This window comes from Thiomicrorhabdus sp. Kp2, from assembly GCF_000478585.1.
GTDB lineage: Bacteria > Pseudomonadota > Gammaproteobacteria > Thiomicrospirales > Thiomicrospiraceae > Thiomicrorhabdus.
In genome coordinates, this window is record NZ_ARWI01000001.1 from 392,424 (window position 1) to 412,539 (window position 20,116).

At 38.4% G+C, this 20,116-nt stretch carries 20 protein-coding genes and 1 riboswitch; of the genes, 14 read left to right on the forward strand and 6 right to left on the reverse strand.

Annotated elements, in window-relative coordinates; all coding sequences use genetic code 11:
• Positions 1-8 precede the first annotated feature (8 nt).
• The 6 genes from rsxG to A379_RS01880 all read left to right on the forward strand — a co-directional run bounded on the left by rsxG (position 9) and on the right by A379_RS01880 (position 4,386).
• Positions 9-644, forward strand: a complete 636-nt coding sequence (gene rsxG / locus A379_RS01855; RefSeq protein ID WP_051144911.1) for an electron transport complex subunit RsxG — start codon at positions 9-11, stop codon at positions 642-644.
• Positions 637-1,362, forward strand: coding sequence for an electron transport complex subunit E (locus A379_RS01860; protein WP_051144913.1), 726 nt, complete (start codon positions 637-639; stop codon positions 1,360-1,362). The genes rsxG and A379_RS01860 overlap by 8 nt, the downstream gene beginning before the upstream one ends.
• Before the next feature lie 14 nt (positions 1,363-1,376).
• A complete protein-coding gene (nth, locus tag A379_RS01865; RefSeq protein ID WP_040725305.1) occupies positions 1,377-2,009 on the forward strand; it encodes an endonuclease III in 633 nt (210 codons plus the stop codon).
• A 447-nt stretch (positions 2,010-2,456) separates the two neighbouring features.
• A complete protein-coding gene (locus A379_RS01870; protein ID WP_040725306.1) occupies positions 2,457-2,888 on the forward strand; it encodes a DUF1841 family protein in 432 nt (143 codons plus the stop codon).
• Between the two features lie 42 nt (positions 2,889-2,930).
• Positions 2,931-3,854 (forward strand): sulfurtransferase, encoded by a 924-nt coding sequence (locus A379_RS01875; RefSeq protein ID WP_051144916.1) that lies wholly within the window; start codon positions 2,931-2,933, stop codon positions 3,852-3,854.
• A 28-nt stretch (positions 3,855-3,882) separates the two neighbouring features.
• The gene (locus tag A379_RS01880; RefSeq protein WP_051144918.1) at positions 3,883-4,386 is read left to right on the forward strand and encodes a ribonuclease H; all 504 of its coding nucleotides are present in this window, start codon (positions 3,883-3,885) and stop codon (positions 4,384-4,386) included.
• A gap of 64 nt (positions 4,387-4,450) precedes the next feature.
• On the opposite strand, the gene A379_RS01885 is transcribed toward A379_RS01880, so the two are convergent.
• Both A379_RS01885 and A379_RS12535 read right to left on the reverse strand, forming a co-directional pair.
• Positions 4,451-5,608: a fused response regulator/phosphatase gene (locus A379_RS01885; RefSeq protein WP_040725308.1), complete on the reverse strand. Its 1,158-nt coding sequence runs from the start codon at positions 5,606-5,608 to the stop codon at positions 4,451-4,453.
• Positions 5,589-8,183 carry a PAS domain S-box protein gene (locus A379_RS12535; protein WP_051144920.1) on the reverse strand — a complete coding sequence of 865 codons (2,595 nt, stop codon included), beginning with the start codon at positions 8,181-8,183 and terminating at the stop codon, positions 5,589-5,591. Before A379_RS12535 ends, A379_RS01885 begins: the two co-directional genes overlap by 20 nt.
• A gap of 309 nt (positions 8,184-8,492) precedes the next feature.
• Here A379_RS12535 and A379_RS01895 point away from each other — a divergent pair, with 309 nt between their 5' ends.
• A complete protein-coding gene (locus A379_RS01895; RefSeq protein ID WP_040725309.1) occupies positions 8,493-8,963 on the forward strand; it encodes a peroxiredoxin in 471 nt (156 codons plus the stop codon).
• 256 nt (positions 8,964-9,219) lie between these two features.
• A complete protein-coding gene (locus A379_RS13005) occupies positions 9,220-9,444 on the forward strand; it encodes a hypothetical protein (protein ID WP_157832331.1) in 225 nt (74 codons plus the stop codon).
• A gap of 53 nt (positions 9,445-9,497) precedes the next feature.
• Here the strand turns inward: A379_RS13005 and dbpA are convergent, their stop codons facing one another.
• The 3 genes from dbpA to glnS form a co-directional block, all read right to left on the reverse strand.
• Positions 9,498-10,874 carry an ATP-dependent RNA helicase DbpA gene (gene dbpA, locus A379_RS01900; protein ID WP_040725310.1) on the reverse strand — a complete coding sequence of 459 codons (1,377 nt, stop codon included), beginning with the start codon at positions 10,872-10,874 and terminating at the stop codon, positions 9,498-9,500.
• Positions 10,875-11,123: 249 nt separating this feature from the next.
• Positions 11,124-11,561, reverse strand: a complete 438-nt coding sequence (locus A379_RS01905; RefSeq protein ID WP_232744802.1) for a DUF3010 family protein — start codon at positions 11,559-11,561, stop codon at positions 11,124-11,126.
• A complete protein-coding gene (glnS, locus tag A379_RS01910) occupies positions 11,558-13,237 on the reverse strand; it encodes a glutamine--tRNA ligase (protein WP_040725311.1) in 1,680 nt (559 codons plus the stop codon). The genes A379_RS01905 and glnS overlap by 4 nt, the downstream gene beginning before the upstream one ends.
• Before the next feature lie 197 nt (positions 13,238-13,434).
• Between glnS and A379_RS01915 the strand changes: the two genes are divergently transcribed.
• Together A379_RS01915 and A379_RS13240 are read left to right on the forward strand one after the other, a co-directional pair.
• The gene (locus A379_RS01915; protein ID WP_081696306.1) at positions 13,435-13,782 is read left to right on the forward strand and encodes a peptidylprolyl isomerase; all 348 of its coding nucleotides are present in this window, start codon (positions 13,435-13,437) and stop codon (positions 13,780-13,782) included.
• Between the two features lie 39 nt (positions 13,783-13,821).
• Entirely contained in the window at positions 13,822-14,646 is an 825-nt protein-coding gene (locus A379_RS13240) for a DnaJ domain-containing protein (RefSeq protein ID WP_040725316.1), read from the forward strand.
• Positions 14,647-14,714: 68 nt separating this feature from the next.
• Here the strand turns inward: A379_RS13240 and A379_RS01925 are convergent, their stop codons facing one another.
• Positions 14,715-15,272 carry a DUF2058 domain-containing protein gene (locus tag A379_RS01925; protein WP_040725320.1) on the reverse strand — a complete coding sequence of 186 codons (558 nt, stop codon included), beginning with the start codon at positions 15,270-15,272 and terminating at the stop codon, positions 14,715-14,717.
• A 180-nt stretch (positions 15,273-15,452) separates the two neighbouring features.
• Here A379_RS01925 and A379_RS01930 point away from each other — a divergent pair, with 180 nt between their 5' ends.
• The 4 genes from A379_RS01930 to A379_RS01950 all read left to right on the forward strand — a co-directional run bounded on the left by A379_RS01930 (position 15,453) and on the right by A379_RS01950 (position 20,099).
• On the forward strand, positions 15,453-16,070 hold the full coding sequence (locus A379_RS01930) for a LysE family translocator (RefSeq protein WP_040725323.1): 618 nt from the start codon (positions 15,453-15,455) through the stop codon (positions 16,068-16,070).
• 143 nt (positions 16,071-16,213) lie between these two features.
• Complete coding sequence (locus tag A379_RS01935; RefSeq protein ID WP_040725331.1) at positions 16,214-16,801, forward strand: NAD(P)H-dependent oxidoreductase; 588 nt, start codon at positions 16,214-16,216, stop codon at positions 16,799-16,801.
• A gap of 177 nt (positions 16,802-16,978) precedes the next feature.
• Positions 16,979-17,686, forward strand: a complete 708-nt coding sequence (locus A379_RS01940) for a DUF3581 domain-containing protein (RefSeq protein ID WP_040725333.1) — start codon at positions 16,979-16,981, stop codon at positions 17,684-17,686.
• Between the two features lie 129 nt (positions 17,687-17,815).
• A riboswitch (cobalamin riboswitch) is annotated at positions 17,816-18,059 on the forward strand.
• Positions 18,060-18,263: 204 nt separating this feature from the next.
• Complete coding sequence (locus tag A379_RS01950; RefSeq protein WP_040725338.1) at positions 18,264-20,099, forward strand: TonB-dependent siderophore receptor; 1,836 nt, start codon at positions 18,264-18,266, stop codon at positions 20,097-20,099.
• Positions 20,100-20,116 lie beyond the last annotated feature (17 nt).

The window sequence follows — 20,116 nt, forward strand, 5'->3', positions numbered from 1 at the left end:
GAGTGATGATGAATAATACTCAAAACCTAATTAGGACCATGTTTAGCTCAGCGGGTAAATTGACCTTATTTGTTTTTATTAGCATTATATTATTGTTGGCAGTTCGCTATATTACCGCACCTGAAATTGCCAAAGCAGAAAGAGAAAACCTGCTAAACACTTTTAGTGAAGTACTACCAAAGTTGTATTACGACAATGATCCACTAAAAAATACCAAACAAATTACCGACCCTGCTTACCTTAAACTATTAGGTTCGTCTCAGCCTGTAACGTTTTATAGAGCCACTAAAAACCAAAAACCAAGCGGTGCGATTTTTACCACTATTGCACCCAATGGATACAGTGGCAATATCTATATACTCATTGGCGTTTTTCCAGATGGCCGCTTATCGGGTGTGCGTATTATTAAACACGCCGAAACACCAGGCCTGGGTGATAAAGTTGAAATAAACAAAAGCAATTGGGTCTTAGAGTTTGATGGCCGCAACTTACGTGATGATAACGACCCACGATGGGCCGTGAAAAAAGACGGTGGTGACTTTGACCAATTTACGGGTGCAACCATTACACCGCGTGCCGTCGTTGGTGCAATTCGTAATGCGTTGATTGTTGTAAATGATTTAGGAGAGCGCCTCTATGAGTGAAGTAAAAACCGAGCAAAAATCACTTTGGAGTGATTACAAACTCATATTAGAAAACGGTCTTTGGAAAAACAACCAAGCTCTGGTGGCGCTTTTAGGGTTATGCCCCCTTCTAGCGGTTTCTAACAACACGATTAACGGTCTTGGCTTAGGTTTAGCTACGCTATTGGTTTTGGTTTTATCAAACACACTGGTCTCAGCGATTCGTAACCATGTATCAGATGAAATCCGTATTCCCGTGTTTATCGCTATTATTGCCACAATGGTGACCATTATTGACCTGTTAATGAACGCCTACTTTCACACCTTACACGGCATTCTAGGCATTTTTATTCCGCTGATTGTAACCAACTGCGCTATTTTAGGACGTGCTGAGGCTTACGCCTCTAAAAACACCTTGGATAAAGCCATTGTCGATGGATTTTTTATGGGGCTAGGCTTTTTAGCCGTTTTGGTGTTATTAGGCGCTCTACGCGAAATCCTCGGTAATGGCACCCTATTTGACCAGGCCTGGTTAATGTTTGGTGAACAGGCTCGCAGCTGGACCATTCATTTGGGTGACGATTATCAAGGCGTTCTGTTAGCGATATTACCACCAGGTGCATTTATTGGCTTAGGTTTACTCATTGCGCTTAAAAACTGGGCTGACGCCAAAAAAGTCGCTAAACAACAAAACCAATTGGGTATTCAAGTTGCCGTTACTCCAATGCAAGCTAAATAAAAGCTGAAACCTCTATGAATAAAGCCAAACGTTTAGAAATTTTTGAACGACTCAGTGAAGCGATTCCTGAGCCTGAAACGGAGTTAAATTACAGTAATCCATTTGAGTTATTGATTGCGGTTATTCTCTCTGCACAAGCGACCGATAAAGGGGTCAACATTGCAACCGATAAACTCTTCCCTGTTGCCAACACGCCAGAAGCCATTTACGCTTTAGGAGAAGAAGGTTTAAAAGAGTACATTAAAACCATTGGGCTTTTTAATACCAAAGGTGCAAATATCATTAAAACCTGCAAAATGTTAATGGATTTGCATGGTTCGCAAGTACCCGATAATCGCAAAGATTTAGAAGCTCTGCCTGGCGTTGGCCGAAAAACCGCCAATGTAGTGCTTAATACCGCCTATGGTCAACCGACCATGGCAGTAGATACCCATATTTTTAGAGTATCTAACCGTACCAAAATTGCACCTGGTAAAAACGTATTAGAAGTAGAGATGAAGTTGCTTAAAAACATACCTAAACAGTACATTATCCCAGCGCATCACCTGCTTATTTTGCATGGTCGTTATACCTGTACCGCCCGTAAACCCCGTTGTGGCGCTTGTTGTATTTATGATTTATGCGAATTTAAAGAAAAAACTGAGTGATTTTTTTGTGTCTCTTTTTTAACCACGAAGACACGAAGAAAAGAAGAGTTTAAATAAGGTTTAAAAAACGGTTAATTGGAATTAATTTTCAAACTTACCAGGCCTGGTATATCCTGTGGCCATCTTTGTTATGTGAGCACAGGACATGTCCTGTGGCCTATTTTATTATGTGAGCACAGGAAAAAATCATTCATAAAAAACTTCGTGTCTTCGTGACTTCGTGGTGAATTAAAAAGCTTTTGAACCACGAAGGCACGAAGAAAAGAAGAGTTTAAATAAGGTTTAAAAAACGGTTAATTGGAATTAATTTTCAAACTTACCAGGCCTGGTATACCCTGTGGCCATCTTTGTTATGTGAGCACAGAATAAAAATCATTCATAAAAAACTTCGTGTCTTCGTGACTTCGTGGTAAATCAAAATCTTCTGGTGAATTTATAAAGGTTAATATGTTTTACACATCTGAAAGAGACAAACTTAGACAGTTTTATGTCGATACCTGGCAAAAAGCGCGCCATGGTTTACCTATGGATGCCATGGAAACCATGGTTGCCAGAGTGATAGAACTGCACCCTGAATACCATGCCATGCTGAGAAATGAAAAACACCTAGGTAATGAATATAAACCTGAAGATGGTGAGACCAATCCATTCCTTCACATGGGAATGCACTTAGGTCTACAAGAGCAAGTTTCTATGGATCGCCCTGCTGGCATTCAAGCCGTTTACCAACAGCTAGGTGAACGCTTGGGTGATGTGCATAAAACCGAACACGCCATGATGGATTGTTTAGCGGAATCCTTATGGATAGCGCAAAGAGACCAAACAGAACCAAATGAACAAGCGTACCTACGTTGTTTACAAAACCTGCTCTTTAAGTAACAACACAGCAAACAAAAAACGCTCAGTAAGAAGGAATTCCCGATGTTTTTAGTAAAAAATTCTAGCTTTACAGAAAAAACCACCCTCCTGTTACCGGGATTTTTAATCGCGCTTATGACTTTATTCTCTTGCCAAAGTTATGCTCAAGCGTCTGACATTTTTGTGAGTTCAAAATGGTTAAAGTCAAATCAATCTAAAGTCAAAATAATTGATATGAGTGATAAAAGTCAATTTCAAAAGTTTCATATTGAAAACGCTTTATGGGTCAACTATGCGTGGCTCATCAAACCGCAAAATGGATTACAACTTAGCGGTGGTGCAGATTATATGGCCAATGTACTTTCGCAATTGGGCATTAAAAACTCAGACCATCTCGTTATTTACGATGATATGGGTGGGCTTGAGGCGAGCCGCTTATATTGGGAATTAAAAAAACTGAATCACGCCAAGATCAATATCTTAGATGGCGGTATTGTCAGCTGGATTTTAGCTGGTAATAAGGTTACTCAAAAAGCACCACAACGACCAGCTCAAAGCCAATACACGGTACCTAAAAAACATTCTACCGATGCTTTAACGGCCGATAAGAAAGAGGTCATAAACGCAAAACAAAATAGTGTCGTTCTCCTCGATACTCGTACAGAACAAGAATATATAGGGAACCCTAAACAGAAACGCAGTGGGCATATTCCTGCTGCAATTTGGTTTGATTGGTCAAAAGCGATTGATGTTCAAAATGGATTTAAGCAATATTCAAATGATGATTTACTGCAAAATTTGCGTGGCGTAAGTCTATCGGATTTAAAACAGCCTATTATTGTCTACTGCAATACTGCGCACAGAGCGGCAAGATCCTTTGTTATGTTAAAAAGTCTCGGGTTTGAAAACGTCAAACTCTATGATGGCTCAATCCAAGAATATGAAATCGACAAATCATTACCGTTAAAACTGGGTAAACAGCCTTAAATCAGATTAGTTAAAGACCTTTATTTTAATGCAAAATACTTTTCGTAGTCATTCAAGCGCAGATTGCTATCAAATTTATACCGATGGAGGTTACTTTGAAAAGCAAGATATAGGTGGCTGGGGATTTGTAATTTTTAAAAACGGCCAGGAATTTATTCAAAACTCTGGTTCACAAAAGCAGACATCCAGCCTTGAAATGGAACTCATTGCTGCCAAAAAAGCACTCGAAACATTACAAGAATTCGCCCAAGAAATAGAAACTTATTCGGTGACACTTTACACCGATTCAAGAATCCTTATTGAAGGTTTAACGGAGAAATACACCACTTGGTGCAACAATCAATGGCGCGTTAAGTCGGGGAAAACCGTTGTTTATAAAGAACATTGGCAACACTTATCAAACTTAAGTATGCAACAACAAATTGAGCTCTGCTGGGTAAAAGGCCACAACGGTAATCATGGTAATACCCTTGCCGACTCTCTTGCTCGGCAAGCCGTTCTTAACAAACAGCGGCAAAATCAAGTTTTGTAAACCTGTGCTATTCAGCGTTCAATACCCGTAAATTAGGCCTTGTTTAGAATGAATGGCTTAAAAGTTAAGCTGAGATTTCAATGAGTGTTGTGTCATCTTTCATTGTTTTCCCTTCAGAGAACTGTGTTACTCGCTGTAAAATCTCATTTAGCTCCAAATCATCCTCAATAATTTGAAACAGCGCCTCTATCGTTCGAGCTACACCAAAAGCTTCTCCATCTGCATTCATTACCTCTGCTAATCCATCGGTAAAAATAAACAACTTATCTCCTGTTGTAAATTGTATCGTTACAGGATCAACCTTGTGCTCATCGCACTCAATAATTCCTAGAGCAACTGACATGGAGTCAATTTTTTGAATATTCGGTCTCTGTGAATCACTCAAATCTTCACTAGAAAGGTACAAACAACTTGGCATACCAAAATTCCAAATACTCACTTGTCCACTATTTTTATCCCAATCGATATAGGTTGCAGCTAAAAAGTTTTGCGGTGGTAATTTACTGCACAGCTCATCATTAATCACTCTTAACACCGCAGTGGGCAGATGATTGTTCCTCACATTTGTGTAAAACAACGATGCCACTAGGGGCCCTGCAATTGCAGCCATTAAACCGTGACCCGTAAAGTCTCCAACTAAAATATGTTGATGATTATAATCATTGATTGCGGATAAGATAATATCGCCATTAGAGGCCTCCACTGGAGAGACCAACTGTCTTATGGCCCGATTTTCAAAACGTTTATCTCGTCGCATAGAGTTGATAAGGTGTTCAATATAGTTACGTTCTTGCTGAAGAGATTTATGATTTTTTTCCAAGAGTTTACGAGAGTAATGCAAAGACAAATGTGTTTTCATTCGAGCCAAAAGAATCGATTCAGTGAATGGCTTAGTAATATAGTCAACCGCGCCAAGTTTTAGACCTATTCTCTCATCTTCTGTGCTTATTTTTGCCGTTAAAAAGATAATGGGAATATGAGATGTTTGAGGGTTTGCTTTTAAAGCCTCACAAACCTCATAGCCAGACAAGTCAGGCATATTAATATCCAACAATATTAAATCAGGCTCTTTCATTTTTACGGCGTCTAAACACGCTTGGCCCGAATCAACTAATTGCAGTTCAAACCGATTTTCAATTAAATCCTCTAGGATCAACCGATTTAACGGTTCATCGTCTACAGCAAGCACGTAAGGTTTATAATCAGATAATTTCAGTGGCATCACTTATCCTATCTAAATTTTTTATTGGCAAAGTAAATCTAAAATTTGCACCTTGAATACGATTTTTTGTCATCCAGTTTTCTGCCCAAATTCTGCCATGATGTGCTTGCACAATCTCTTTGCTAATGGCTAAACCGAGACCACTTCCTCCTGTATTTTTAGATGAATCCTTACTTTGAATAAACTTATTAAAAATCAACTCTAGTTCTTCGGGATGCACCCCCTTTCCCGAGTCTTGAATAGAAAAAACCAACCACTTACTATCAATAGTATCTACTGAAATAACAATACTGGAACCCACTGGCGAATGATGAATGGCATTATTAAGTAAATTTGATATAACTTGAGCAATACGGTGACTATCAAAACATGCCATAAAATCGAGGTACTTTAATACGACTTTTACCTCCTTCTTTTCTAAAAGCGATTTTTGCTCTAAAAGACAACCCTCTATAATCGGCTCAAGGCTTTGATATTGAAAGTCAAAACTCATCAAACCAGATTCAAGTTTTGCCGAATCAAGTAAGTCATTTAAAAGTCCCATTAAGCGGTGACCACTTAACTCTATATTTTCAAAATAACGCTTGAGCTTATCAATTGACGAACTAGAGACGCGTGTTTGTCCCATCTCTGCATAACTTAAAATACCGTGTAACGGGGTACGAATATCATGTGACATCTTAGCCAAAAATTCAGATTTTGCCTTATTTGCAGCCACGGCTTCTTCTCGAGCGGCATACATTTCCTCTTCTAACTTTTTACGCTTAGAAATATCCCTGAATGCAATATGTATGACCGTGCGTCCATAATACTGTAAACGCGTTAAAACAACATCTGTCCAAAAATCTTCACCATTGGCACGTCTATTTAGCCACTCATAATGATGAGACCCCTTTTTAAGGCATATCTGTAACATTCTAAAACCTTTACGATGTGAGCTTTCACCATCAGGCTGATATTTGGGGGCAAATACTTTATTTGGTAAACTTAAAAGTTGTTTTTTAGATTTATAGCCAAACATATCAACTGTCGCCTGATTACAATCTAAAACATGCCGTCCTTCACTAATAAAAATGCCATCAGCAGACTTTTCAAAAATGGTTTCAAACGCCTTTTTTTGATCACTTAACTGTTTGGTATAGTGTTCAATTGACTGTTGAAGCTCTTCATTATCAACACTCAAAATACGATTATTGACTCTTTCTGTTAAATCGCGGGCAAATACACAAGTAACATCTTCACCATCAACTTTGAATTTGGTTGCGCCTACCTCTACAGGAATACTACTCCTATCTTTACGCTGATGAACAGTTTCAAATAAAATTTTAGTTTCCGCTTCAAAATCTTTACAAATATTTTGAATATCTTTAGCCTGGTATTTGGCATCAATTTGGCTAATTTTTTTCTGAAGTAACTCTTCGCGTTCATAACCTAACAATCGACAAGTTTCACTGTTAACATCTAAAATTTCCCCATCGCAATTCAGCAAATAATAAGCCTCGGAACTTTGGTCGATGATTTCCTTATAACGTTTTTCTTGAGCACGAATATAAGCCTGGTTAGTCAATGATTGATGTCTATACTGTAAAAATAGAAAAATAGCTACGGTAAACAATAAACTTACTAAAATGCCTGCCACCCAAGATTTTTGAACTTTTTTATTTGAAAACACTTGATAGTCAGGCAAAAATTTCAAATTAACTTCTGTATTAAAAACCCATTTTTGACCCGCAAAGGTAAGCTTAAATTCATTAGAACGGTACAGAGCCTCTTCAATTAAATACTCCTTACCCGCAATAGCAAAAGGTACATTTCCCGCTTGAGAATCTGAAATAAATACCCCTAAAGAATCCTCAAGCAAAAATTGTTTACGAATGTAATTTACATAACGATTCATATTCAAAACGATTGCGGTAAAACCTTTCAGTTGTTTTCTATTGTTGTAAACAGGTTGATAAACAATCGTTGACCAATCGCCTTTAGCATTCCGAAACAGATTTTGTTGTGGAGTGGCAACCTGTGTATTGTTAGCTTGGGCGAGATACATGGCCTGTTTTTGTGTATCGACTGAATAAGCGTCAATGCCAATAGCACGCCTATTTTTTTCTAGAGGGTATACATACTTAATAACGGCATAATCATTTTGTTCCTGTTGATCTACCAACCGTCCAAGAGAGTTCGCTTTGATAGAATAATGCTGTAAACCAAGCATGTCTGCTATTTCATCTTCAAATAACAAACGCTGATCTTTAGGAACCACTTCAATCCACTCAAGCGCTTCAACTTCTGAACCCGACGCTAATAAAGCTTGCGCAAAGAGTTCAAAATCATTTTGACTAATATAATCAGAAAACTCAAAGACAGCAGATAAACTATTTAAACGTTCTAATTCACGCTGTAAGCCACTCTGAACAGCATTATAAGCTTGTAATGAATATTGATTAAACTTAGCCTCAAGTACATTAACTTGTTTATTTTCAGCGTATTGAATCCATTGAGAGGTCAATAAAAGACCTATTGCAAATACTGCAACCGCAATAAAATAAATCCTTTTATGAAAAAGTTTACCCTGCATATCTCATACCGAATTGAAAAATTTGGACTTTAAAAAAGTTAAAAAACACGTAATGGCAACGCATTAAAATATGAACGTAAATAATGTAATCCCTAAATACCTAGAACGAAAACTCAAACTCAAAATCAAGCAACCACTTTAGTAGTCAGTTTATTCTAGCTTAACACCAACACAGTCTCGTGATTATCTGCATAAAATACGCATATTGCACAAGTTTATCCAGAAAATAAATGCCCACAATAAGTTTATGGGCGAAATTTAATCTAAAATTGATTACTATCACTGCTAAAACAATAAAAGGAAAAGAGTATGTTAATTAAAGGTCAAGCCGCCCCCAATGTAACAAGCGCAAATCAAGACAACAACCCCGTTAATTTATCCGATTATCAAGGGCATAAGAACGTGGTGTTATATTTTTATCCCAAAGACGACACCCCTGGCTGTACCATTGAAGCAAATGACTTCACCGCATTAGCCAATGACTTTGCCTCTGCAAATGCCGTAGTAATTGGTGTAAGTAAAGATGATTGTGGAAGCCACCAAGCGTTTATTGAAAAGTTTGGCTTAAAAGTCGATTTATTGGCTGATACGTCTGGCGAACTGTGTGATGCCTTTGGCGTTTGGCAATTAAAAGAGAAAAATGGCGTTTCTAAGATGGGGATTGTACGCTCAACCTTTATTATTGATAAACAAGGCGAACTGGCCTATGTTGAATACGGTGTAGCGCCAGATGGCCATGCGGCTAAAATGCTAGAGATTGTTAAAACACTGAATGAATAAAAACTCTAATTAATAGTGTCAATGAAAAAACTAATTTTTCTAGACCTTCCCTCCTTTTTCGGAGGGAAAAATTGCGTTTTGACACTTACACTTTAGATTCCATCAATCTCAAAATATTTTATTTAAAAAGCACGCAATATATAATAAAATATACGTAATATATTTTACGGAAATGACTTTCATGAGATTTAACCTATCTTCTCTCACAGCAATATTTTGTTTTTTTTACTCACTCAATATATATGCAAATTCTTGCATGCCTGTAATTTGGGAAGCTGATAAAGAAAATGACTCAAAAGTATTCCTCAAGGGGAAAGTGAATACCCCAAATACCCGAGTTATTTTAGAAGTTTATTATGGAAGAGAAATTATAGGAAATAAAACCGTTTACTCTACATCAAACGGCTCTTTTTCAGGCTTCGTCTATACCCGCAAACCTGCAAGTATGAGACCTGATGTAAAAATAATATGTGGTAGATAAATCGTGGATATTTAAAGGTTTTTTTGAGGTTTAATTACCTTTATTCAGAATATTTAAACACGCCCTACTTTGAATTTTCGGCCTTTAATCTTATTCTGATTCAAACCTTTCACCACTTCGGCTTCATAGCCACGCTCAATCGCCACATAACTTGAGTGGTCAACCACATCGATTTTGCCGACATGCTGTCCATCTAAACCGACCTGTTTGGTAATTGCCCCCAAAATATCACCACGACGCACTTTATCTTTACGCCCTCCAGAAATATACAGGGTAACAAATTCAGGTTGCACTCGATTTGAACGAGCTTGTGGTAAACGTTCTATGGATTCATATTCCAGAGCATGGCCTTGATAAGAGCTTAAATGGTCAAGTTTATAACGCTCTTTTTCCGTAAATAACGTAATCGCTTTACCTTCCAGGCCTGCTCGCCCAGTGCGCCCAATACGGTGCGTATAGGTCTCTTGATTTCTAGGCAGTTCGTAGTTAATTACCGCTGGTAAAGCGGCAATATCTAAACCACGTGCGGCCACATCGGTCGCCACCAAAAAGTTGGTACTGTGATGTTTAAAGCGAATCAATATCTGCTCACGTTCACGCTGTTCCATATCGCCATGCAAGGCTACCGCATCAAAGCCTTTTTCTTCTAGAAAATCAATGACCTCTTGCACTAACGCTTTGGTATTGCAAAAAATCATCGCATGTTCAAATTCATTCACCGATAGAATTCGCACTAAACTAGCAAGCTTATCTTTGTGATGACACATGTAAAACAGCTGTTCAATAGTCGCCGCATCGTGATGCGACTCTACCGCAACTTGCATAGGGTTCTTTTGAAAACGACGGCTAATGTATTCAATATCATCTGGGAACGTCGCTGAAAACAACAACGTTTGTCGAGTGTGTGGTGTATAGCCAATAATATCGACCATCTCTTCTTTAAACCCCATTTCTAACATGCGGTCGGCTTCATCTAAAACCAGAGTATGAATGGCTGAAATATCGAGATTATTTTTTTGAATATGGTCTTTTAAACGCCCTGGCGTACCTACCACAATATGCGCGCCATGCTCTAAAGAGGCAATTTGTGGGCGCATTGGATTACCACCAGACAGCACGATGATTTTAATATTGGCCTGAAAACGTGCTAAACGTCTTAACTCTTCTGCCACTTGATTACTCAATTCACGCGTTGGACAAATCACCAATCCTTGCACTGACTTATTAGACATATCTAACTTGTTCAACATTGGAATACCAAACGCAGCGGTTTTACCGCTCCCCGTTTTGGCTTGAGCAATTAAGTCATGACCACCTAAACCCAAAGGCAACGCCTCTTCTTGAATTGGAGTCATTGAGTGATAACCCAACTGTTCTAAGTTCTGTAACTGCGACTTAGGGAGATCAAGATGTTCAAAAGTGCTTGGCATGGTTTTACTCATTTAATGTTTATATTTTAGGGGATTCACCACGAAGGGTTTAATTTCACCACAACGTTTTTAATACACCACGAAGGCACGAAGACACGAAGTTTTTAATTATGTGAGCACAGGGTAAATTTGAAAATTAATTCCAATTTAGCGGCCTATCACTCTTATTTTATATTTTTCTTCTCTTCGTGACTTCGTGTCTTCTCGACTCTACAGCCGAGTTCTTCGTTTCGTGGTTCAAAAAGCTGTTTACCAAACGTGCTTACTGGCGTAGTAAGAAAACGCGGCAACAAAGGCGGTTTCTTGGAATTTTTTGAGCCCTGTTTCTGCAAAACTAATTGGCAGAGGGTAATGCTTTAAGTGGGCTTTTTGGTCTGTTGGGTTCATTAAAACCACTTTTAACTCAGAAGCTAATTGAATTGCCGCCTCCAACTTAAAGCCATTGGCACCACCAGCAAATTTACCACGTTTCATACGCTCTTTAATCACGACTGTATCAATTTGGTAGTCTTTCATAAGCTGTACAAAGGTCTTTTGAAAATATTGCAAATCGTTTGACGTATCAGGGTTTTGGCAAGTCACACGGCGTACACGGCATTCTGGTAGGTTAAAGATTTCATTATCTACCGTTAATAGACAGATAATGGCATCATTACCCGTTAGTTCCACCCCACAAATTCGCATCATTTTTGGCTCCAGGTGTCGCGTAAAGCAACGGTACGGTTATAAACTTGTTTTTCAGCGGATTGATTGTCACGGCAAAAATAGCCTTCGCGCTCAAATTGATAGGCTTTTTCTGGTTGAGAATTTACCAGGCCTGGTTCAACAAAACCATGTTTTACCGTTAAGGACTCTGGGTTGATTACCGATTCAAAATCTTCTTCTTTTGCTGGGTTTTCTACGGTGAACAGTCTGTCATACAATCTAAATTCGGCGGCAACCGCTTTGCTGGCTTCTACAAAATGAATTACGCCTTTTACTTTACGACCATCGGCTGGGTTTTTGCCGTGGGTTTCTGGGTCATAGGTGCAATAAACGGTGGTCACATTGCCATCCGCATCGTAATCGACACGTTCACCTTTAATGACATAGGCATTACGCAAGCGTACTTCTTTATTTAACGCCAAACGCATAAACTTACCATTGGGTGCTACTTCGGTAAAGTCGGCACGGTCAATATATAATTCACGACCAAAGAAAATCTCGCGTTTACCCATCTCTTCGTTTTGCGGATGAATTGGTGCCATTAAAGCTTCTGGTTCACCGTCAAAGTTTTCAATCACCACTTTAATTGGGTCAAGCACCGCCATAGAACGAGGTGCTACTACATTTAAATCATCACGCACCGCCGCTTCTAAAATAGTCATTTCAGTCATGCTATCTACTTTTGAGATACCAATACGTTCGGCAAAATCACGAATCGAAGCAGGCGTATAACCACGACGACGCATTCCCGAAATGGTCGGCATACGCGGATCTTGCCAGCCTTCAACCAATTTATCGTCCACTAACTGGTGTAGTTTACGTTTAGACATCACCGTATATTCAAGGTTTAAACGAGAAAACTCATACTGATGCGGACGATCAGGTTTATTAAAATCATTCAAATGTTCTAATACCCAGTCATATAAACGACGGTTGTCTTGAAACTCAAGCGTACATAAAGAGTGGGTAACGCCTTCAATGGCATCTGAAACACAGTGTGCATAATCGTACATTGGGTAGATACACCATTTATCACCTGTTTGATGGTGGTGTTCAAAACGCACACGATACAGCGTTGGGTCACGCATACACATAAACGATGAGGCCATATCAATTTTGGCACGTAATACACATTCACCCTCTTTCATTTCACCATTTTTCATTTTGGCAAATAGGGCTAGATTCTCTTCTACTGAGGTATTGCGATAAGGGCTGTCTTTGCCTGGCTCTTTTAAGCTACCACGGTATTCACGCGTTTCATCGGCATTTAAAAAACAGACGTAGGCTAAACCTTTTTTAATTAATTCAATTGCATAAGCATAAAACTGGTCAAAATAATTGGATGAATAACAGATATCACCAGACCAGTTAAAGCCTAACCAGCTAACGTCTTGCTTAATAGAGTCAACATATTCAATATCTTCTTTGGCTGGGTTGGTATCGTCAAAACGTAAATTACATCCACCGTTATAATCCTCGGCTAAACCAAAGTTTAAGCAGATTGATTTAGCGTGACCAATATGTAAATAACCATTTGGTTCTGGCGGAAAACGTGTTTGCACAGATTCATGTTTATGACTGCTTAAATCATCATTAATAATATTGCGAATAAAATTGATTGGACGTTCTACTGCTGCGGATTTACCGTTATTACTCATCTATCTATAACCTGCTCAAATACGGATATGGCAAACCTAGTCTTATGCCAGGTTTGTAAAGAAATTAATGCCGCAAATTATAGCATTAAAGACTTGGTGGCATTCAAGAGAACATTGGCTTTACTGGTACTAATATTTAGGCGAATGAAATACACTTTGTGGAATAAATTACCAGGCCTGGTAAATTCAATAGCAAGATTACTGCGAAACAAACTGACAAACACTATAATAAACGACCCAATTTTATTGTATTAAGAGAGCAGCAAATGGCCTTAGCCTGTGCAAGACACATTCTAGTAAAAACCAAAGAAGAAGCCGAAATACTCAAACAACAAATTGCTAAGGGTGCGGACTTTGCGACCTTAGCTAAAAAACATTCTCTATGCCCGTCTAAGAAGAAAGGCGGCAATTTGGGTGAGTTTAGACCTGGTACGATGGTTAAGGCATTTGATAATGTGGTATTTAAATTGCCTGTTTTAACGGTACATGGACCAATCAAAACTCAATTTGGGTTTCATCTCATTGAAACCATTTACCGCAGTTAATATTTTAAATAAATTCAAAAAAATTCAAAAGGAAGCACATTGCGTTTTATTAAAGGCTTACTACTCGTTATTGTTTTTATCTTTTTAAAGATTATTCACTTGTTGTTCAAAGGTTCACGCAAAACGGTGGATATTGGTGTAGATGCCTATAAATCGGTTAAAAATAGCGAAAGTTTTGATGAAGCTTATAAAAACTTTACCAGCAATCAATACAGTAAATCGCGTTTAAGCGTGCCTGAAGAGATTATTGCTTTAATGGCAAAAGTGGCTAAAAGTGATGGACAAATCAGTCGTTTAGAAATTGAATTTATGAGCGACACTATTAAATCCATCGCTCACGCTATGGGGCAAGCAGGCCTGCCAAAACCGATTGTCGACAGTGCCAAAAAACGTCTTTTTGCACTGGCCAATCAAGCTAAAAAAGATGACAACCCAACCTCCTATTATTGTCAATCTTTAAAACAAGCAGGCGTTGAAGTTCGTCGTGGTGCTTTATTGCAGATGATTTCTTTTGCTTCTTTGGATGGCCTGTCAGACAACACCAAAACGTTAATTTTTGAGATTGGTGAACTATTTGAATTTACTCAAGAAGAGATTACACAATTTATTGAACAAGTTCGTGGTGGAACCGCAGGCGGTTACGCCAACACTTTTCAAGATACAGACCCTTATGAAGTACTCGGATGCCAAGAGTCGGATGATTTTTCAACCATCAAAAAAGCCTACCGAAAATTGGTTAAGCAAAACCACCCAGACTTTATGCACGGACAAGGCATGGACAATAAAGAGATTCAACAAGCCACGGCAAAAATGCAGGATATTAATGCCGCCTATGAAGAGATTAAACGTAGAAAAGGGGTTTAATGCTTAATGTTGAGTTTTTAGCTTGTATTCAAAATTCAACATTGAAAATGCACCATTCAATATAACGCTTACCAAACCAAATCGTCTGGAATTTCAAATTTGGCGTAATAGTCTTTGTCTTCTTGTGACATAGTATCGTCACTTGCCACCGCACCAATTAATACCGATTCATCACGTTGCATAATTTTTTCAGCCGCTTCAACTGAAATTAACGCATAACCATCTTTAAAACGGGCAATGCGTAAAGCCTCAATGCTTAATTGTTTATGCGTTTTAGGATTAACATACAAGGTTTTAACGACCGAGCCATCGGCAAAGTTATAAGCCATATCGCCATTAAAGTCTTTAAGACTATTTGATTCTATAATTTGCACCAACTCTGCTTTTTTAGCTTTTTCAATTTGCTCTTGCTGGCGTTGCAGATTTAATTGCTTATCGTGTTCTGCTTTTTCTTGCGCCGCTTTAGCAGCTAGTTGTGCCGCTTCACTAACAACCGCCTGGCCTTTTTTAGCTTTATTTGCCCTATTTTGTTTTGACTGTTGCTGCTTTTCACGCTGAACTTGTTTGGCTTTTTTGTCATTCACCAAGCCCGACTTTTTTAACTGATCAAACAGTGAACCTGCCATAATCTTGCCTACCATTGATTTAATCGATTATTATTGGGGCGTATTCTACCCTATTGCTTAATTGGTTGCTTAATCAGACAAAAACAAACCCGTTCAAGAACCAGTTTAAAGGTAAAATTTAGCCACATTAATGCAATTTAATATTCACCTTCTAATCGTTATTTTGAGAGCAAAACAACCGTGATTCCTGCAGATTCGCTTATTACCTTTATTATTGCCTCACTGGTATTGATTAATTCGCCAGGCCCCGACCTAATTTTTGTTATTACACAATCGGCCGTTCATGGTGCTAGAACGGGCATTTTGGTTACATTAGGCTTAGTATCTGGTCTGATATTTCATACCTTATTGGTGGCTTTTGGTGTGGCCGCCATCATACTTGCATCACAAACAGCTTTTACCGTACTCAAAGTATTGGGGGCTATTTATCTGCTTTACCTAGCCTGGCAAAGCTTTAACGCACATGCCGAAAAACTGAGTGCAGAGAAAAACATCCCTAAAACCGCCATTCAGCTCTATCGTCGTGGCATTATTATGAATCTGACTAACCCAAAAGTAACAGTATTCTTTTTGGCCTTTTTACCTCAATTTGTCTCGGCCGAAAATGGTTCAATCGTTACCCAAGTCTTTATACTTGGCTCGCTATTTATGCTTTTAGGCCTAAGCTCTTTCATTATGATTGCTTTAGCGGCTGGCAAATTTGGTAACTGGCTTAATCAGTCTGAAAAAGCTCAACTTTATCTCAATCGCTTTGCTAGTTTTGTATTCGTTGGTTTAGCATTAAATTTACTCATTTAAATACGCCAGAAATATTTCTTCAGCTACACAACCAACATGAACTACAATTTAGATTAATAACCTTCTTTTTCTCAAAAACACCTTTTATATTTACAATCACTCAACACTTGAGTTACTTAAAAATAAATAATGAGGTTTTTTCTATGCCAAAACGTATTGTGATTATTCAAGGACACCCAGATTCTATTGGTGAACATTTTGGTCATGCCTTAGCTAGCGCCTATTCATTAGCTGCAGAACAAGCAGGCCATGAAGTCAAAATAATAAATGTCGCTAAACTGCATTTTTCATTATTAAGCAGTGAAGAAGAATTTGAAAACCAAGCGCCTGTTAATGACATTCTAAGAGCACAAGACAAGATCATGTGGGCTAATCATATTGTTATCCTCTACCCTTTATGGTTAGGCACAATGCCAGCAATATTAAAAGGTTTTTGGGAACAACTTTTACGCCCTGGATTTGCTATGAAGACTGGAGACCGTAATAGCTGGCCTCAAAAACGGCTTAAAGGTAAAAGTGCTCGAATTATCGTCACAATGGGAATGCCTACTTTTATCTACCGATGGTTTTACGGTGCACACAGTTTAAAAAGTCTTAAACGTAATATTTTAAGCTTTTGTGGTATATCCCCTATTCGCGATACACTAATTGGTTCTGTAGAAAACCTAACTAAAAAACAAAGAAATCAACTCATAGAAAAAATAAAAAACCTCGGTAAACAGGGGCTCTAGTCATTGGTCATTTCTTCTTCGCAAAACAGTCACACTCTCACCTAAATGACTGTTTATAGCTTATAAAAACTCTTTTTATCTGTGTTTTTTGACTACAAAACGTGATTATTTTCATGTATTTATGTATCATTCCCACCTTTGTTAATATTCAAATTTATTATTTAATACCGAGAAACCATGTATTTAGACGCTTTTCACGCTACCCAAGACAATGTCATTCAAATCACTCCAGAACAAGGCAGCCGCTTCGCAAAAGAAGTTTCTGACGACTTCAACCCTCTTCACAACCCCGATTCAAAACGTTTTTGTGTACCTGGTGATTTACTTTTTGCTCTCACCTTAGCGCGCCTAGGACTCTCTGAAAACATGGTGTTTAACTATACGGGTATGGTCGGTAAAGGCGTAGAATTGGTAATTCCACAAACTGATGATTCAGCTTTTACAATTTTAGATACCAATGAAAAACCTTATTTAAACGTAAAACGTCATGGCAATATCAGTCAAGACTTATCGCTCATTGAAGGTTTTTCTCGTGCTTATGTCGCCTTCTCAGGGCATAGTTTTCCGCATATTTTAGTGCCTCTTATGCAACAACATAACGTCATGATTAACCCTGAAAGACCGATGGTCATCTATGAAAGTATGGCTTTTGAGTTTGACCAACTCAATATCAATTCACCAAGCTTAAAACTGGCGGGTAGCTCTTTAGTCGTTGAAGGAAAGCGTGGCACAGTGCGTATTGAATTTGCCATTATGGATGCCGACAAACAAGTTGGTAGTGGTTATAAAACCATGGTGTTAAGTGGTTTACGTGAATACAACCAAGAACAAGTAGATGGCTTAATTGAGCTATACGAAACCTCAAAAAAAACCTATATGGCTTAATACCCTATCGCCTAGTCATTGACCCACAAACCAGGTTTGAAGGTTCTACCAGGCCTGGTAACAATCCATCCAAAATACACTCTTTTTTACTTTTAACGTTAAAATACTTGCATTTAAATACAAGCTCAGTAAGATTACGCTCTTTCAGGTGCTTTACCTTTTCACGCTTTTGTAATAAAACGTTTAAAACCAGTAAAGTTAAACGGGAAGATTGGTGAGCGGGCTTAATACAAATTAACGCCAGCAACTCCTACGCTGCCCCCGCAACGGTAATAGAGAAAACAGATTAAATTCGCCATTGGAACCCTGTTCTGAGAAGGCAATCTGAAACTGCTCTTAAGCCCGGATACCGGCCTGAAAATCGAGTATATCGATTTTTGATATCTCAAACCCGATTGCGGTGGGCAATACGGAGATAAGCCAAATAAAGCAATGTTTTACCCATAACATTTACTAAAGTAATTTATCTTACCAGGCCTTTACACCCCCTTGCGGGGTGTGGTAATCCCATTTACCCAGCCTGTCCGTTTGCCTTCGTTCATTACACATAGATATGAATATGAATTGAAGGAAAATCATGAAACTTTCAAAACTCTCTGCGGCTATTTTAGCGGCAACCTTTTCACAAACCGTCTTTGCCGACGCCACTGATTTAGACAATATCGTTGTGTCTGCAAACAATATGTCGCAAAACATTCAATCTGTCACCAGCCAAGTGAATGTTATTACCCGTGAAGATATAGAACAAAAAAATTACCAAATTTTAGGTGATGCTCTAAAAATCGTGCCTGGTGTTAGTGTAAAAAACACTGGTGGGTTAGGTAAATCAAGTTCTATTTTTATGCGTGGCGCCTCTTCGTCTGATCGTCAGGCATTAATTTTAATTGATGGTATTGAACAAACCGATCCAGCAGGGATTGGCGCCAATGTAGCCAATATGCTTTTAAGTAATGTTGAACGAATTGAAATCTTAAAAGGTCCACAGTCTGGTGTTTGGGGTGCAAATGCTTCTGCAGGTGTTATTAATATCATCACAATAAAAGGCCAAAAAATCGCTAATGTGAATGTCGAAGTAGGCTCTAATAACACAAAAAAACTCGCAACGACATTAGGTGCGAATAATAAACAATTTGATTTTGCATTTCACCTTGAAGATATTAGTACCGATGGGTTTACGGCCATAAAGCCTTACCATTCAAATGAATCTAGCTATGAAGACGATGGTTTTAACCAAACCGATGTTTCTTTTAAAATGGGCATAAATATCACTCCTGCCCATCGTATTGAAACGTTGATTAAAAATACCAGCGCAAGCAATGAATATGACTCGGGAACGAACCCCGATGATGCTTCTCTTTATAACGACAATGAAATCACCACTCGCCAACTGCAATATTTATATAACCAAGATAAAATCAATGGCCGTATTTATATTAATGAACAAACGATGAACGCTTTTTATAGCGGTTATGGTGGTTATTCAACAGATGGCTTAATTGAAGGTCTAGGCGGTCAGCTGGGTTATCAATATGGTCAACAAAATGCGTTAAATGTTTCTCTTGAGAAAAAGCATTTTAGAGATACATTAAGTGACACCGAATATACCAATACTGGTTACGCTATTGCCAATAGCCATTACTTAACGCCATCTTTAGTCCTAAACGAAGCGTTGCGTTATGATGAATATGACAACTTTGATAACGCTACCACAGGTAAAATCGGGTTAAAAAACCATTTTACTGATCAAATATTTATTGCCGCTAATTACGGTACTGGCTACAACGCCCCTTCTTTATACCAAGTAAGTAGACCTGCAAATCCAACGGAGCTAAAACCCGAATCCGTTGAGGGTTATGAATTTACCTTGGGAGCTTATGGAGCGGAACTTACCTACTTTAATAGCCAAACAAAAGATAAACTTGAAGCACTTGGTTCTTGGTTTAATGGTTACTATGTTAATGCCGATGGGAAAACCACCACTGAAGGTTGGGAGCTCAGTTACCAAAAAGAACTTAATGCCATTAGTACACATTTTGCAGTCAATGCCACATGGCTTACTGCTAAGAATGAAGACAAGCAGCTTAAAGCCTATATTCCTCAACAACAAGCCAATTTTACAGTTGATAATTACAGTATTACAAATCTGCATTTAGGATTAGAAACCCGTTATACAGGCACAAACTACTCTGCAGACGATGAAGTTGGTGCCCAGATTGGCGAATATTTTGTAACTGATTTTAATATTGATTATCAAGTGAATAAAAATCTAAACCTATATGCCAAAGTGGTTAATCTTACCGATGAAGATTATATAACCAGTGTCGCTGATTGGCCTGCTACCAATGTGACACCAAATTATGTTTACGCCAACGGCGGTCGCCAGTTCTTTATGGGTGTTCGTGGTAGTCTTTAATTGATAAGAATCATAAA

Coding starts and splice junctions, on each gene's coding strand:
- rsxG (WP_051144911.1), top strand. CDS start 9: ATGAATAATACTCAAAACCTAATTAGGACCATGTTTAGCTCAGCGGGT.
- A379_RS01860 (WP_051144913.1), top strand. CDS start 637: ATGAGTGAAGTAAAAACCGAGCAAAAATCACTTTGGAGTGATTACAAA.
- nth (WP_040725305.1), top strand. CDS start 1,377: ATGAATAAAGCCAAACGTTTAGAAATTTTTGAACGACTCAGTGAAGCG.
- A379_RS01870 (WP_040725306.1), top strand. CDS start 2,457: ATGTTTTACACATCTGAAAGAGACAAACTTAGACAGTTTTATGTCGAT.
- A379_RS01875 (WP_051144916.1), top strand. CDS start 2,931: ATGTTTTTAGTAAAAAATTCTAGCTTTACAGAAAAAACCACCCTCCTG.
- A379_RS01880 (WP_051144918.1), top strand. CDS start 3,883: ATGCAAAATACTTTTCGTAGTCATTCAAGCGCAGATTGCTATCAAATT.
- A379_RS01885 (WP_040725308.1), bottom strand. CDS start 5,608: ATGCCACTGAAATTATCTGATTATAAACCTTACGTGCTTGCTGTAGAC.
- A379_RS12535 (WP_051144920.1), bottom strand. CDS start 8,183: ATGCAGGGTAAACTTTTTCATAAAAGGATTTATTTTATTGCGGTTGCA.
- A379_RS01895 (WP_040725309.1), top strand. CDS start 8,493: ATGTTAATTAAAGGTCAAGCCGCCCCCAATGTAACAAGCGCAAATCAA.
- A379_RS13005 (WP_157832331.1), top strand. CDS start 9,220: ATGCCTGTAATTTGGGAAGCTGATAAAGAAAATGACTCAAAAGTATTC.
- dbpA (WP_040725310.1), bottom strand. CDS start 10,874: ATGCCAAGCACTTTTGAACATCTTGATCTCCCTAAGTCGCAGTTACAG.
- A379_RS01905 (WP_232744802.1), bottom strand. CDS start 11,561: ATGATGCGAATTTGTGGGGTGGAACTAACGGGTAATGATGCCATTATC.
- glnS (WP_040725311.1), bottom strand. CDS start 13,237: ATGAGTAATAACGGTAAATCCGCAGCAGTAGAACGTCCAATCAATTTT.
- A379_RS01925 (WP_040725320.1), bottom strand. CDS start 15,272: ATGGCAGGTTCACTGTTTGATCAGTTAAAAAAGTCGGGCTTGGTGAAT.
- A379_RS01935 (WP_040725331.1), top strand. CDS start 16,214: ATGCCAAAACGTATTGTGATTATTCAAGGACACCCAGATTCTATTGGT.
- A379_RS01940 (WP_040725333.1), top strand. CDS start 16,979: ATGTATTTAGACGCTTTTCACGCTACCCAAGACAATGTCATTCAAATC.
- A379_RS01950 (WP_040725338.1), top strand. CDS start 18,264: ATGAAACTTTCAAAACTCTCTGCGGCTATTTTAGCGGCAACCTTTTCA.